This is a genomic window from Spiroplasma chinense, assembly GCF_008086545.1.
Classification (GTDB): domain Bacteria; phylum Bacillota_I; class Bacilli_A; order Mycoplasmatales; family Mycoplasmataceae; genus Spiroplasma_A; species Spiroplasma_A chinense.
On record NZ_CP043026.1, the window covers coordinates 696973 to 711914 of the forward strand.

Sequence of the window (14942 nt, forward strand, 5' to 3'; positions counted from 1 at the left end):
TTTTAACAACTTATTATGAAAATAATTTTTTTAAAAAATAAAAAACCATTTTTTTGTTAAAATAATTTCAATGGAGACAAATTTATGAAAAAAGTGACAATTATAATCATAGCAGGGGGAAGTGCAAGTGGTAAAACCACTGTAGCTACAAAAATTGCAAATGAAATATTAAAAGACGAGTCAGTTTCACATATATCAATGGATAGTTATTATAAAAACTTTGCAAATCTTAATTTTGAAGAAAAACAAAAACTAAATTTTGATCATCCTAATTCAATGGACATTGATTTAATTTGTGAACACTTAGACAAATTAAAACAAAGAGAAAGCGTTGAAATGCCAATTTATGACTTTACAAAGCATGAACAATCAGGAAAAACAATCCACATTGAAGCAAGTGATGTAATAATATTGGATGGAATTTTATCTCTTCATGTTGAAGAGATAAGAAAACGTGCAGATATCAAAATCTTTATAAGAACAGATGATGATATTAGATTTATCAGAAGGTTAATGAGAGATACAAATGAACGTGGCAGAAAATTAGAAGACATTGTAGATCAATATTTAACAACAGTAAGACCTATGTATAAATATTTTGTAGAACCTTCAATTGATTATGCAGATATAATAGTGCCTTATTATGAAGGAAATAATATAGCAATCGACTTGATAGCAACTAAAATTAAAAGTTTGGTTAATAAAGACTAAGAAAAAGTTATTACTTTTTCTTTTTTTGTTTCAAATTTATAAGTGTTATAATTATTGATATAAATATCAATTACCAATTATCAATCAAGAAAATAAGAGGTATGAATATGAAAAGAATATTAACTTTAATGTCATCAATTTTAATAGTCACACCAACAACTTCAAGTGTTGTTGCTTGTAATTTAGGCGGTGGACCTTCAAGTAACTTAATTCCAAATTATAAAGCTGATCTTGCAGATTTAAAAGGTACTGAAGTAAAACCTGGTTTAAGTTATTCAAAAGTTACTACTTTATTTAGTCAAACACTTTTCAGTGAATACACTAGTGCATCAACTTTCTCTTTATTAATGAAAATCAATAATTTAACAGACAATACTGCTACAGTTCTGGGACAAATTGAGTGAAACAAAGAATATAAAGTTGTTCCATATGATTTTCTAATGGACTCACTATTTAAAGGTGAATATGAATTTAATACTAAAGATTTGACTTTACAAACTGCATTTAATGGTAGTTTTGCAACAAATCAACTTATTGGTTCTAAAGTATATTCTAATTTAAGTTACTTAACTATTAAAAAATTATTTGGTTGAGCATATGAAGATACTGGAGATAAGGCTTACTTTAATATTAAATGAACTGGTCTAGATGAAACAAGTTCAACTAAACTTATAAAAGAAGGAACTAAAGTTGAAATTGAAGCATCAGAAGATCATGAAGAATCAGGATTAAAAAAAGGAGATTCTTTTGAACACACTTTTAAAAAATTAAAACTTTCAGAAATGATTCAAGATAATGCTAAATATTATGGTTATTACAATAGTTCAGTAGATATGTTCAATTTAGTTTGTTGAACTATGATGGATACAGATCTTTATAATGATGTTAAATTTAAAGAAATAGTTAGCTTTGAAAATTTAAGTAAGAAAAATGAAATCCAACCTGGAACTATTATGAAAATAAATACTCCTGGAATTGAAGGATTTGTAGAAGCTGAAAATGTTTCAATTACACTTTAAAAAATAAGGATATATTCCTTATTTTTTTCATCAATATTTAGCAAAAAAACAACAATAACAACACTTATATCTTTATTTTGTGTGCTTTTTTGTCTAAAATAAGACAAATAAAGGCAATATATTTAAAAAATTTTTTATTTTTTTGCTTTTATGTTATATTAAGGTTAATAATTGTAATTAGATATAGAGGTATATGTCATGGCTGAAAATATTAAAGACCTAAATTATACAGAAGATAGTATTCAAGTTTTAGAAGGACTGGATGCAGTTAGAAAAAGACCTGGAATGTATATTGGTTCAACAGATTCAAGAGGATTACATCACTTGGTATGAGAAATAGTTGATAACTCAATTGACGAGGCATTAGCTGGAGTTTGTACAGAGATTAATGTAACTTTAGAAAAAGATGGTTCTGTTACTGTTAAAGATAACGGTAGGGGAGTGCCAATTGGAATGCATAAAGGTTCAAATAAATCTACACCAGAAATAATCTTTTCAGTACTTCATGCTGGAGGTAAATTTGGTGGAGATGGATATAAAACTTCTGGAGGACTACATGGAGTTGGTTCATCAGTTGTAAATGCTTTATCTTCAAAATTTAAGGTAACTATTCATAGAGATGGTTTAATTTCAACAATTAAATTTAATAATGGTGGTAAATTATCATCTCCTTTAAAACAAATTGGAACTTCAAAAGTAACAGGTACAATGGTTAACTTTTTACCTGATGAAACAATGTTTAGTACAACAAAATTTTCTTTCTCAACAATTTCTGAAAGATTAAAAGAATCTGCGTTACTAAATTCTGGATTAAAAATCACTCTTAAAGATGAGAGAAGTGACAAATATGTTGAATATTTATTTGAAAATGGTCTAACAGAATTTGTAAATGAACTTAAAGGTGATCAAAAAGCTTTAAGTAATCCTGTATTAATTAAAGGTATTGATTCACAAATCGAAGTGGAAATAGCTTTAACTTATACAAATGATTTTTCAGAAAACATTATGGGATTTGCAAACAATGTTAAAACAAGTGATGGGGGAACTCACATTACAGGTTTTAAAACAGGTTTATTAAAAGCGTTAAATGAATATGGTAAGAGTCAAAATATTATTAAAGAAAAAGATAAAAAATTAGACTCGACAGATATTCGTGAAGGATTAATAGCAATTGTTACTGTAAAAGTACCTGAAAATTTAATTCAATATGAAGGTCAAACTAAAGGTAAACTTGGGACAAGCGAAGCTAGATTTGCTTGTGAAAGAATTACTGAACAAAACTTTAGTTTCTGATTACAGGAAAATAAAACTATTGCAATATTAATTATTGAAAAAGCACTTCTAGCTAGAAAAGCTAGAGATGAAGCTAGAAAAGCAAGACAAGCAGTTAGAGACCAAAAAGCAAAATCAAAAGGTAAAACTATGCTTGGAAAACTAACTCCAGCTCAAGGAAAAAACAAATTAAATAATGAATTATTCCTTGTCGAAGGAGATTCAGCGGGTGGAAGTGCTAAATCAGGAAGAGATAAAAAATTCCAAGCAATACTTCCTTTAAGAGGTAAGGTAATTAATGCTGAAAAAACTAAATTAATTGATTTACTAAAAAATGAAGAGATCACAACAATAATCAATGCAATTGGTGCTGGAATTGGAAGTGACTTTGATATTGAAGATATCAATTATGGAAAAATAATTATCATGACTGACGCCGATACTGACGGGGCACATATTCAAACTTTATTATTAACATTCTTTTATAGATATATGAAAGAACTTATTACAAATAAAAATGTGTATATAGCAATGCCACCTTTATTCAAAGTAACTCAATCAAATAAAAAAGATTTCATTTACTTATGAACTGAAGATGAACTTGTAGAATACATGAAAAAATCAAAAAATAAAGTTGACATACAAAGATATAAAGGATTGGGTGAAATGAACGCAGACCAGTTGTGAGAAACAACAATGGACCCAGAGCAAAGAAAGATAATTCAAATCACAGTAGAAGATGCGCTTGCAGCAGAAAATACCTTTAGAACACTAATGGGTGATAATGCTGAAAAACGTAAAGAGTGAATTGAAGAAAATGTTAAATTTACCCTTGAAGATAATACCGAATTTGTAGAAATTTAATTTAAATAGTTTTAAGGAGGTGTTAATATGGAAAAAATGTCTTACGAAATGAGAGTTCAAGCTGTATTAGACAAATTTAATGAATACAACAAAATAAATGATGATATTAAAAGATTTGGGATATTTAATAGTTTTAACGTGTCTCATCAAATCGAAAAAGAATATCTTTATTTTGAAATAAGAAATACAGACAATGAAGAATTTGACCTATTAACATCTGCTTCAAGTGAACAATCAATTCAAATTAACTTACATAAAGATAGTGAATTTAATTGATTGATTAAAACTATGAATCGTTTTATCGAAAAATCAAAAGTATCAATGAAAAAAGCCAGAGAAATTGCAAAACCTCAGGTTGGAATACTTGTGTATGATGAGTTTACAGATTCATACTTCCTAAACCCAACCTCAGGTCCTGTACTTTTAAAATCAAAAGAAATTATGAAAGAAATTGCTTCAACTAGATTAGATATTTTTGGGATTTTTATTAATTTAAGATCTGCATTAATTGAAAGTGATAGAAGAAGTGAAATTATTGGTGATAGTTTTGGTAAGGTTTTAGATAAAATTAAAGAATCTGTAAAAAACATACAGAATATGGAAACTAAACTTAGAAAAATTGAAGGAATTCCACGTTATATTTGTGATTTAAAAGAAGTAGATGCAAAAATTTCTTTTGAATCATTTGCAACCGTTGATTTTGGAGTAGAAATTTTAAAATTTAATAAATTCAACGAATATGATATAACAGGAGAACTTGATGATATGGCTTTTGTTGAAAGTTTATATATCAAAATAAGAAAAATAGAAGAAACTTGTAAACAAATGATCGATTTAGGAAGAAGTTTAATTTCTAAAAATGATCCAAATCTTTATAACCAAGATTCTTCAACAAAATTATGAATCTTAACCCATGAAGGTAGAGAAACAATGAGTAACTTGAACATTATGGACTTTATTAACAATGATATTTCTGAAGTAAGCTTTGAAATAAACTAGAAAGGGTAAAAACAATGGCAAATAACAATAATATTGAAAAAGGAATACTTAGTTATTCACTTGAAGAACTAATGGGAGATAGATTTGGAAGATATGCAAAATATATTATCCAAGAAAGAGCACTTCCAGATGTTCGTGATGGATTAAAACCAGTTCAAAGACGTGTTCTTTACGCAATGAACGAACTTGGTTTAACTCATGAAAAATCATACAAAAAATCTGCTCGTGTTGTTGGGGATGTAATTGGTAAATACCACCCTCACGGTGACACTTCAGTTTATGAAGCTCTTGTTAGAATGAGTCAACATTGAAAATTAAATGTTCCATTAGTTGATATGCACGGGAACAATGGTTCAATTGACGGTGATAGTGCAGCTGCTATGCGTTATACTGAGACAAGATTATCTAAAATTTCAAGCTTATTATTAAATGATCTACAAAAAAACACAGTTTTATTTGCACCAAACTTTGATGATTCTGAAAAAGAACCAACAGTTTTACCTGGATATTTCCCAAATATCTTGGTAAATGGGGCAACTGGAATTGCTGCAGGTTATGCAACAAACATGCCTCCACACAACATCAATGAAATAATTGATGCAACAATTGAGATTATTAATAAACCAAAAACAACTTTAGATGAAATATTAAAAATTGTTAAAGGTCCAGATTTCCCAACTGGTGCAATTGTCATGGGAAAAGAAGGTATTGTTAATGCTTTTGAAACTGGAAAAGGTAGAGTTATTATCCAGTCAAAAATGCATAGAGAAGAAAACAACATTATAATTGATGAAATACCTTATGAAGTTGTAAAACAAGATTTAGTAAGAAAAATTGGAGAAGTTGCTGATGCAAATCCTCAAATCGAAGTTAAAGAAGTTAGAGATGAAACTGATAGAACTGGATTGAGAATTGTAATTGAATTATCAAATAAAGCTGATTATGAAATTACAAGAAAATTCTTATTAAAAAATACACCTTTACAAATTTCTTACAATTACAACAATGTTGTAATTGTTGATAAACAACCAAAACAACTTGGTATTATAGATATTTTAAAAGCATATGTAAAACACTTCCAAGAAGTATTTACAAGAAAAACACAATTTGATCTTGAAAAAGCTCAAAAAAGACAAGAAATAATTGATGGTCTAATTAAAGCTATCTCTATTTTAGACGAAGTAATTAAAATCATTCGTGAATCAAAAAATAGAGGTGATGCTATTACTAACTTGATTTCAAAATATGAATTTACTGAAACTCAAGCAATTGCTATTGTTGACTTAAGACTATATCGTTTAACTTCAACAGATATTGAAAAATTAAAAGAAGAAAAAGCTGAATTAGCTAGTCAAATTGAAAATTTCACAAAAATTCTTTCAGATACAAAATACTTAAATTCTGAAATTGTAAAACAATTAAAAGAAACAAAAGAAAAATTTGGTGTTGAAAGAAGAAGTGAAGTTGTTGACGATATTGAAAATATCGAAGTTGAAATCAAAAAAACAATTGTACAAAAAGATTACACAATTTGAATTTCTCAAGATGGATACTTGAAAGCAATTGAAGATTCACAACTTGGTAAATTCCCAATGAGTGACTTTAAACGTAAACCAAATGATATTTGAATTTCAAAAGTTCCAGCTTCAAGTTTAGATTTCATTTTATTAGTATCAAGTGCTGGAACTTACTATTCAATTCCAGTTTATAAAATCTTGCCAAGCAAATGAAAAGAAATTGGTATGCATATAAACAAAATTGCTACTCTTTCAGGACAAAGTGAAAGAATATTGGCAGCATTTGTTGTAAGAGAATACAAAAATGCAAAACAAGAAATTCTGCTAGCAACTAAAAAGGGTATGATCAAACGTACTCCAGTTGAAGATTTAGAAACTAAAATGTTCTCTAAACCATTTAGAATTATTAAATTAGGTGCAGATGATGAACTTGTTTCAGCATCACTTGTAACTTCAAAAACAAAAACAGTTACTATGCTTACTCGCAATGGATTTTCAGTTAGATATGACATTGGTGAAATTCCTTCAGCAGGTCCAAATGCAAAAGGGGTTAAATCAACAGTTGTAAAAGATGAAGATATTGTAGCTGGAAAAGCATTTGATGCTGGAGATATTCTAGTATTGACAAACAAAGGTAACATCAAAAAAATTAAACAAGATTTAGTTCCAATCATGACTAGACCAAAAAGAGGGGTTAGATTATATCCTTGAAATAAAAAACGTGATGAATTTGCAACTTTCTTATACAATGTTCAATCAAAAGATGTATTGAACTTGTTAGATGAAGAAGATAACTTATCTCAATTAAACGTTAAAGGGTTTAAATATGCAGAACTTGAAGATGTACCAGAAGATCTTGATATGAACGAAATTGTTACAACTACTTTAGAAAAATCATTTGTTATTAAAAACGGTGATATTCCTCCAGCTCCAAAAAGTGCTGAAGATGAAAAAGAAGTTGTTGAAGTTTCAACAAAAAAAGATAAAAGCATCAACGAAGAGTCAACTCAAGAGTTAAAAATTGATGTTGAGGATTTAATTTAAAATACCTGTAAAGGTATTTTTTTATTGTATAAAATATATATGAGGTGCTTATTGTGAAAATTCAAATTTTAGGACTGGGTTGTTCAGGTAAAACAGTATTGGCTAAATATTTATCAAAAAAACTTGGTTTAACATACATTGATGCTTCAAAGTACTTAGAAATTGAAAATGTTGGTCAAAGATTTGATAAATATGCAAAAGACATTTTGATGTATGATTCTTGAATAGTTGATGGACATACTGGTGAATGAATGATTGGAAGTTTTTATAAATCAGATTATATTATTTGTATTGATATTAGCGATGAAGATTTAATAGCTAGGGTAAATGAATTAGAATTAAGAAATGATTTATTTTTAAATAAAAATATTAAAATAGATGATAAGTACAATGAACAATATTACAATAAAGTAACAGATCTAGAATATTTAAAAAAACAAAGAGAAGAAATAAAAATTAGATTAGAAATTACTAAAGCAAAAATTTTATTAATTGATGGAACTAAAAGTTTAAAACAAAATTATTATAAAATTTTAGAATTCTTAGTAAACAATGGTGAGGGTAAATAATGAAAACTTTAAAAGGAAAAATAAAAAACTTTTTATTTAACAACGAAGATTATGGAGTTGCAGTTTTTACTTTACTTGATAACGAAAAAAACTCAACCGTTATAACTGGAAACATTGGTGTTATGAAAGTTGGAGTTATTTATGAAGTTGAAGGAGAAAATGTAGTTGATAGAAAAAGAAATCAAACATCTTTTGTAGTTTCTTCAATTAAACAAGTAAAAGAATTTTCAAAAGATGTTTATATAAAATATTTTTCTTCCTCTTTATTTCCATCGATAGGAAAAAAACTTGCAACAAATATTGTTGAACATTATAAAAAAGATATTTTTAAAAAGATTTTAAAAAACAAAGATGAATTAAAATTAATTGAAGACATGACAGAAGTAAAAGCAAATATTGTTTATGATGTTGTTAAAGAATTTTTTAGTGAGAATGATATTTTAGATAAATTTATAAATAATAATTTAAAACAAGAATTTTATAATTACTTGCAAAGAAATGTAGATGACTCAAATGAGATTAGATCTATTTTAGAAAACAACTTTTATGAGTTTGCTTTTGTAAATAAACTAACTCCATTTGAAGAAGTTGATAAAGTTGCACTTGCATTTGGTGTTGAAGAATTTAGTGATGAAAGAATTTCTTGATGAGCAAACTATCTAGGAAACGAATTACTTTTCAGAACTGGTGATACATATTTTGATTTGTATCAAATAAGAAAAATGTTAAGTCAAAAGTTTTTCGGATTTAATGAAAATGATTTTGATAGTAAATTATTATATGCAAAGAAAAATAATATTTTATATTTTGAAAATAAAAAAATATATACAAAAGAAAGTTATAACGATGAAAAATTTATTGCAGATAAATTAATAGCAATTGAAAACGAAAGTTATAATATAAAAGATTATGACTTTGAAAAATATTTAGAACAAGTTGAAAAATTTGTTGGTGAAAAATTATATATTGATAATTTTAAATATAATGAAGAACAAGTTTTAGCAATAAGAAATTTTTGTGAAAATAATATAAGTATTGTAACAGGTGGTCCTGGTACTGGTAAGACAACTATTATTGCGGGAATCGTAAAAATGTATGAATTAATCTTTAGCAATTCTAATTACTCAATTGCAGCTCCAACAGGTAGAGCTGCAAGTAGAATTAAAGAGTCATCAGATTTTAATGCTCAAACAATTCATAAACTTTTGAGATATATTGGAAATGATAATTTTGAATTTTGTTTAGAAAGACCTTTATCAAAAGAATTATTAATTATTGATGAATGCTCTATGATAGATAATCATTTATTTGCATCTCTTTTAAGAGGAATAACTGATATTAAAAAATTAGTATTAGTTGGTGACATCCATCAATTACCAAGTGTAAGTTATGGTAATCTTTATGAAGATGTAATTGAAAGTGAAAAGTTTTCAATTACTAAACTTGTTAAAAACAATAGACAAGTTTCAAAAGAAAATAAAAATTCTATTATAGATTTATCTACTGCAATTCGTGAAGAAAAAATAAATGAATTTAATTTTGAAGATACAAATAATGTTGAATTTATTTTTAACGATGATTCAAATGAATTGAAAAAAGAAATATTAAAAATTTATACAAAGAATAAACCATCAAATATTGAAGATGAAATAAATGATATTCAAATTATTGCACCAATGTATAAAGAACAACTTGGAATTCATTTTATAAATTCTCAAATTCAAAATGTTTTTAATCCAAGTAATGGAAAAGAATTTAAAAGAGGAGAAATTTATTTTAGACCAAATGATAAAGTAATGTATATTGAAAATGATCCTTTCTTAGAACTTTCTAATGGGGATGTGGGTTACATAGAAAATTTAGTGATGGAAAAAAATAAACTAAAACATGCAGAAATTAATTTTAGTTCTAGAAGAAAAGAAATTACTTCATCTCAATTTTCAAAAATAAATTTAAATTATGCATGTAGTATTCACAAAACACAAGGTAGTGAATATAAAAATGTAATTTTAGTTTTAGATAATTCGAATAATTATTCAACTTTCTTTTTAAATAAAAAAATGATTTATACAGCTGTAACAAGAGCTAAAAATAAATTATTTATTTTAACTTCTAAAGATTTATTTTTAAAAACTTGCGGTAAAGATATGAAATTAAGAAGAACAACATTAAAAGAGAGAATTTGTAGTTTGTAATATAAAATACTATATAATATTCTTATAGGAGTAACGATATGAAACATAAAATAGTATGAATCTTAACATCTGTTGTGGGTGTTATATTTACAACATTACTAATTACAGCGTTATGTTTAGCGCCAACTGTAAATGTTGATAACGAATTAGAAAACCTTGTTAAGTTTAATGCTGGTTTAGCAAATTTTACTCAACAAGTTAACTCAAATATTTCAAACCGTTTTGATTTTGCTTATTTCATTTTTGGTGTAGAAGGTTTATTTACAATGATGAAAATACACTCATTCAATGTGGTTGTATTTGCAGTATTGTGATCATACCTATTACCTTTAATAGGAATATTGTTAGGGTCATTATTAATGGTTTCAATATGTTTAATTATTGTCGAAAGAATTAAACGTGAATATAAATATAAAATTATGAAAGCTTGTGGAAAATATGGAATGTATTCTTCATTTGGTCTTCTAATAGTATTTTCAATAGCAACAATAGTAGTAATCTCATTACTTGAAAAAGAATTTAGAGTTTCAAATGATTTAAATGGAGTTTTGAATTTAATTAATGTAGGTACAGTTCATAATGGTATGACATATTTAGTGACTGCAAAATACTTATCAACTTCAACTTATGGAAGTTTGATGGTTAATGGAATTGCAAGTTCTGGATTGGATATTGCAAAAAACTTTAATGTCGCTTTGCTTACAACAACCTTATCTTTATTAATGGTTGTACTACCAATTTTATTTATAATTGTAGTTACAACTACAAGTATTTGAATATCTACATTTATTAGTAATAGAGGAAATGGATTATCTAAATTTGCAAGATGATTGGGAAATATCAGAATTGACTCAAGAAGAGAGTTTTATGGAGCAGTATTTAAAAACAAATGATTTATTATTGCTACAACTATGTTGTTAATTTCTGCAATTTTCCCAGGAATTGTTCATGGTTATGAAAGACCAGGTCAAATATTTTTAACAGTATCTACAATTATAATTGTGCCTTTATGTTTTTTACCAACTTTAATATCATGATTGATGATAATAAACGTTAAAAGGTTTAATTATAATAAGGTTATGTTCCTTCAAATATTAATCTTAGCTATTGCTGTATTTGTTATTCAAATCAATGTATGAGTATTATTTAGAGAAGAGATGCAAATGCCTATTTCTGTAATGACAGCTTTACCATTTGTAACTTTAACAGTAACTTCAGTTGCATTATTTGGATTTATTAAATGACAACACTAAACAACTTCTATGGAAGTTGTTTTTTTATACAAAAATTTCAAATTTTGGTCAAAAAAGCATAAAATTACTATTAAGGAGATAAATAGATATGATTTTAAGAAATGCAAAAATAGTGTTAAAAGACAAAATTATTGAAAATGGATGACTTGAAATTGAAAATGAAACTATTAAATCTATCAATGAAGGTGATACTCAACAAGAAGGCATAGATTTAAAAGGTCAGTGATTGTTACCTGGTTTTATAGAGTGCCATGTCCATGGTGGTTATGGTGTTGACTTCGAAACTGGAACAGTAGAAGCTTATCAAAAGTTTGGAAAAATGATTCCAAAAGAAGGTATAACTTCTTATATTCAAGCAAGTGTAACTAACTCTAAAGAAAATAACTTAAAATATTTAAGTGCTTTTAAAGAATTTATGAAAAATCAAGATGAAAATAGTGCTAAATGTTTAGGTTTACATATGGAAGGTCCATTTATTTCACCAGCAAAAAAAGGTGCTCATGAACTTTCTTTATTAGAAGATCCAAATATTGAAGTTATGAAAGAATTTATCGAATTATCTGATGATAATGTGAGAATCATTACTTATGCACCAGATATGCAAGATGGTTCATTTACTAAATTCTTATTAGATAACAACATTTTACCTTCAGCAGGACATACAAATACAAGTGTTCAAGACTTTTTGAAGGATTACAAGATTGGAGTAAGACATTTAACTCATTTATTTAATGGAATGAGTGGTGTAAGTCAACAAGAACCTGGTCTTGCAACTGCTGGACTTTACTTTGATGACATATTATGTGAAGTTATAAGTGATTCAATTCATATTCAACCAGATACTTTAAGATTAATTTATAAAATAAAAGGACCTCAAGGAATTGTAATTATCACTGATGCTATGAATGCAAAAGGTGAACCTGATGGAAATTATAAACTTGGAAACTTAGATGTTATAAAAGAAGGTATGAAAGTTAGTTTAAAAGAAGGGGGAGCATTAGCTGGAGCTGGTGCAACTTACGATCATAACGTTAGAGTTATGCTAAAAGAAATACCAAACTTAAAAATGAATGAATTGATTTATATGACATCAATTAATATCGCAAAACAATTAAATATTTTTGATTCAACAGGAGAAATTAGTGTTGGAAAAAAAGCAGATTTAACTGTTTTAGATGATAAATATGAAGTAAATAAAACTTTTATCAATGGAAAGGTAGCTTATGAAAAATCAAATTAACCCAAAATCTTATATATTATCAAAATATTTATTAACATTTGCAATGATGTTTTTCTACTTAGTATCATTTTGAGCAATTCTTAAGGGAATTGGTCAAAATAAAAATGATCTACATTATATTCAAGAAAACTATTATTTGTTAACAGGACTTAGTTTATTTATAGGTATTATATTTATAAGTGTATATACACTTATAAGATACAATCTACATAAAAAGTCAGGTTATAAATTTAATAAAAAAGAAATAAATAAAATCTTTATTTCAATTGGATTAATGTGTCTAATGGTAGTTATTTCAATATTGGTAATTACATTTCCAAGTTATACATCAAAAACTGTATTGATGAGTTTAGCAATTGTAACAACAATTATTAAAATTATTATTGGATTTGTTGTTTCAATTTTTGAAACAATGGTTAGAACTCAAGAACAAGCAATTGTTAATAAAACTTGATTTAACAATGATGACTTGAAATCAAGAAATCAACCAAAAGATTCTGGTGAAAATACAAGTGAACTATTTAAAAATAGTAGTAATCCATTTATGGAGGATTAAAGATGATAAAAATTGGAACGATAGGAACAAGTAAAATCACAGAAGATTTTATTAATTCTGCTTCTAAAAACCCAAATTTAAAAGTTGTTTGTTGTTATTCGAGAGATAAACAAAAAGCAAGAGAATTAATTAACAAAAACAAACTTTATGCAATTGCAGTTGATAGTTTTGAAAAATTAGTTGATGAAATTGATGCAGTTTATATTGCAAGTCCCAATGGATTGCATTATGAACAAGCAAAATATTTCTTACAACAACAAAAACATGTGTTGTTAGAAAAACCATTAACTTTAGAATATCAACAAGCTTGTGAGTTATTCGAAATAGCTGCAATCAATAATGTAATTCTTATGGAAGCTTACAAAACTGCACATTTACCTCAATTTTCTAATTTATTTAAAGCTGTCAATCTATTAAATCCATTTATGGCAAGCTTTAATATGAATCAATATTCTTCTAGAATGGTAAACATCAAACAAGGAATATATGATTCTGTATTTGATGGAAAATTAGGTAAAGGTTCTACTTATGATATGTTGATCTATCCAGTAGAACTTGCAATTGCATTATTTGGACCAATAAAAGAGGTAAAATCTATGGGTATGAAACTTCCTAATGGAAGTGGATTGAATGATATAGTTTTACTAAAACATGAAAACGAAATTTTAGTAAATATAACTTGTAGTAAAACTAGTGTGGGAAGAATAAAAAGTGAAATTTTAGCAGACCACGCAACAATTGTTTTTGATAACTGTATTAATTTAAAAGAAATTAAAGTAATCAAGAATAAAGAGGATGAAGAATCAATATCATATATTCAAAATGAAGAACAAGACTTATTTGAATATGAAATATCAGTATTTGTAAAAATGATTTTAACAAACGATTATAAATTAAGAGATTATCTTTTAGATATTAGTTGTGAAGCAGTTAAGGTTTTAAATTTGGTTGAAAAAAACCAAAAAGAAATAGGAGAAATTTAAAATGGAATTAAATAAATATATAGATCACACTTTATTGAAAGCATCAGCTACAAAAAGTGAAATTAAAACTTTATGTGAAGAAGCAAAACAATATGATTTTGCAACAGTTTGTGTTAACCCAACTCAAATTGAATATGCAAGCGAATTGCTAAAAGGAACTAATGTAGGAATTACTACAGTTATTGGTTTCCCACTTGGAGCATCAACAAGTGAAGTTAAAGCTTTTGAAACAGCAGATGCTATTCAAAAAGGTGCAACAGAAATTGATATGGTTGTAAATATTGGAGCAATTAAAGATGGTAACTGAGATTTAGTTTTATCAGATATGAAAGCTGTAAAAGCATCAGCTCCAAATAATGTAGTTAAATGTATTATGGAAAACTGTTTACTAACAAAAGAAGAAATTGTTAAGGCTTGTGAAATGGCAGTAGAGGCAAAATTAGAATTTGTAAAAACATCAACAGGATTTTCAACTGGGGGAGCTACATTTGACGATGTTAAATTAATGAGTGAAACAGTTAAAAGAAATGCTGAAGTTAAAGCAGCTGGTGGAGTTAGAACTTTTGAAGATGCTATGAAAATGATTGAAAATGGAGCTACTAGATTAGGAACTAGTGGTGGAGTTTCAATAGTAAATGGAAAAGATAATAACACTGCATATTAATTTTTTAAAACAATAATGAATATATTATTGTTTTTTTTATTTATAATATATATAGA

Annotated in this window: 12 protein-coding genes; all 12 read left to right on the top strand. The window is 26.7% G+C overall.

Going from position 1 to position 14942, the window contains the following annotated elements; genetic code table 4:
* The first annotated feature begins 84 nt into the window (after window positions 1-84).
* Window positions 85-711 (top strand): uridine kinase, encoded by a 627-nt coding sequence (gene udk, locus SCHIN_RS03180; protein ID WP_166508196.1) that lies wholly within the window; start codon window positions 85-87, stop codon window positions 709-711.
* Window positions 712-818: 107 nt separating this feature from the next.
* Window positions 819-1730, top strand: a complete 912-nt coding sequence (locus tag SCHIN_RS03185; protein ID WP_166508197.1) for a hypothetical protein — start codon at window positions 819-821, stop codon at window positions 1728-1730.
* A 198-nt stretch (window positions 1731-1928) separates the two neighbouring features.
* Window positions 1929-3866, top strand: coding sequence for a DNA topoisomerase IV subunit B (gene parE, locus SCHIN_RS03190; RefSeq protein WP_166508198.1), 1938 nt, complete (start codon window positions 1929-1931; stop codon window positions 3864-3866).
* Window positions 3867-3893: 27 nt separating this feature from the next.
* A complete protein-coding gene (locus SCHIN_RS03195; protein WP_166508199.1) occupies window positions 3894-4865 on the top strand; it encodes a hypothetical protein in 972 nt (323 codons plus the stop codon).
* A gap of 14 nt (window positions 4866-4879) precedes the next feature.
* Window positions 4880-7426 carry a DNA topoisomerase IV subunit A gene (gene parC, locus SCHIN_RS03200; RefSeq protein ID WP_166508200.1) on the top strand — a complete coding sequence of 849 codons (2547 nt, stop codon included), beginning with the start codon at window positions 4880-4882 and terminating at the stop codon, window positions 7424-7426.
* 53 nt (window positions 7427-7479) lie between these two features.
* On the top strand, window positions 7480-7995 hold the full coding sequence (locus SCHIN_RS03205) for a P-loop NTPase family protein (protein WP_166508201.1): 516 nt from the start codon (window positions 7480-7482) through the stop codon (window positions 7993-7995).
* Window positions 7995-10190, top strand: a complete 2196-nt coding sequence (gene recD2, locus SCHIN_RS03210) for an SF1B family DNA helicase RecD2 (RefSeq protein ID WP_166508202.1) — start codon at window positions 7995-7997, stop codon at window positions 10188-10190. Before SCHIN_RS03205 ends, recD2 begins: the two co-directional genes overlap by 1 nt.
* A gap of 38 nt (window positions 10191-10228) precedes the next feature.
* Entirely contained in the window at window positions 10229-11443 is a 1215-nt protein-coding gene (scm1, locus tag SCHIN_RS03215; RefSeq protein WP_166508203.1) for a motility-associated protein Scm1, read from the top strand.
* A gap of 88 nt (window positions 11444-11531) precedes the next feature.
* Window positions 11532-12683 carry an N-acetylglucosamine-6-phosphate deacetylase gene (gene nagA / locus SCHIN_RS03220; protein ID WP_166508204.1) on the top strand — a complete coding sequence of 384 codons (1152 nt, stop codon included), beginning with the start codon at window positions 11532-11534 and terminating at the stop codon, window positions 12681-12683.
* The gene (locus SCHIN_RS03225) at window positions 12667-13239 is read left to right on the top strand and encodes a hypothetical protein (protein ID WP_166508205.1); all 573 of its coding nucleotides are present in this window, start codon (window positions 12667-12669) and stop codon (window positions 13237-13239) included. The genes nagA and SCHIN_RS03225 overlap by 17 nt, the downstream gene beginning before the upstream one ends.
* A gap of 2 nt (window positions 13240-13241) precedes the next feature.
* Window positions 13242-14222, top strand: a complete 981-nt coding sequence (locus SCHIN_RS03230; RefSeq protein ID WP_166508206.1) for a Gfo/Idh/MocA family protein — start codon at window positions 13242-13244, stop codon at window positions 14220-14222.
* A 1-nt stretch (window position 14223) separates the two neighbouring features.
* Window positions 14224-14886 carry a deoxyribose-phosphate aldolase gene (gene deoC / locus SCHIN_RS03235; RefSeq protein WP_166508207.1) on the top strand — a complete coding sequence of 221 codons (663 nt, stop codon included), beginning with the start codon at window positions 14224-14226 and terminating at the stop codon, window positions 14884-14886.
* Window positions 14887-14942: the final 56 nt, after the last annotated feature.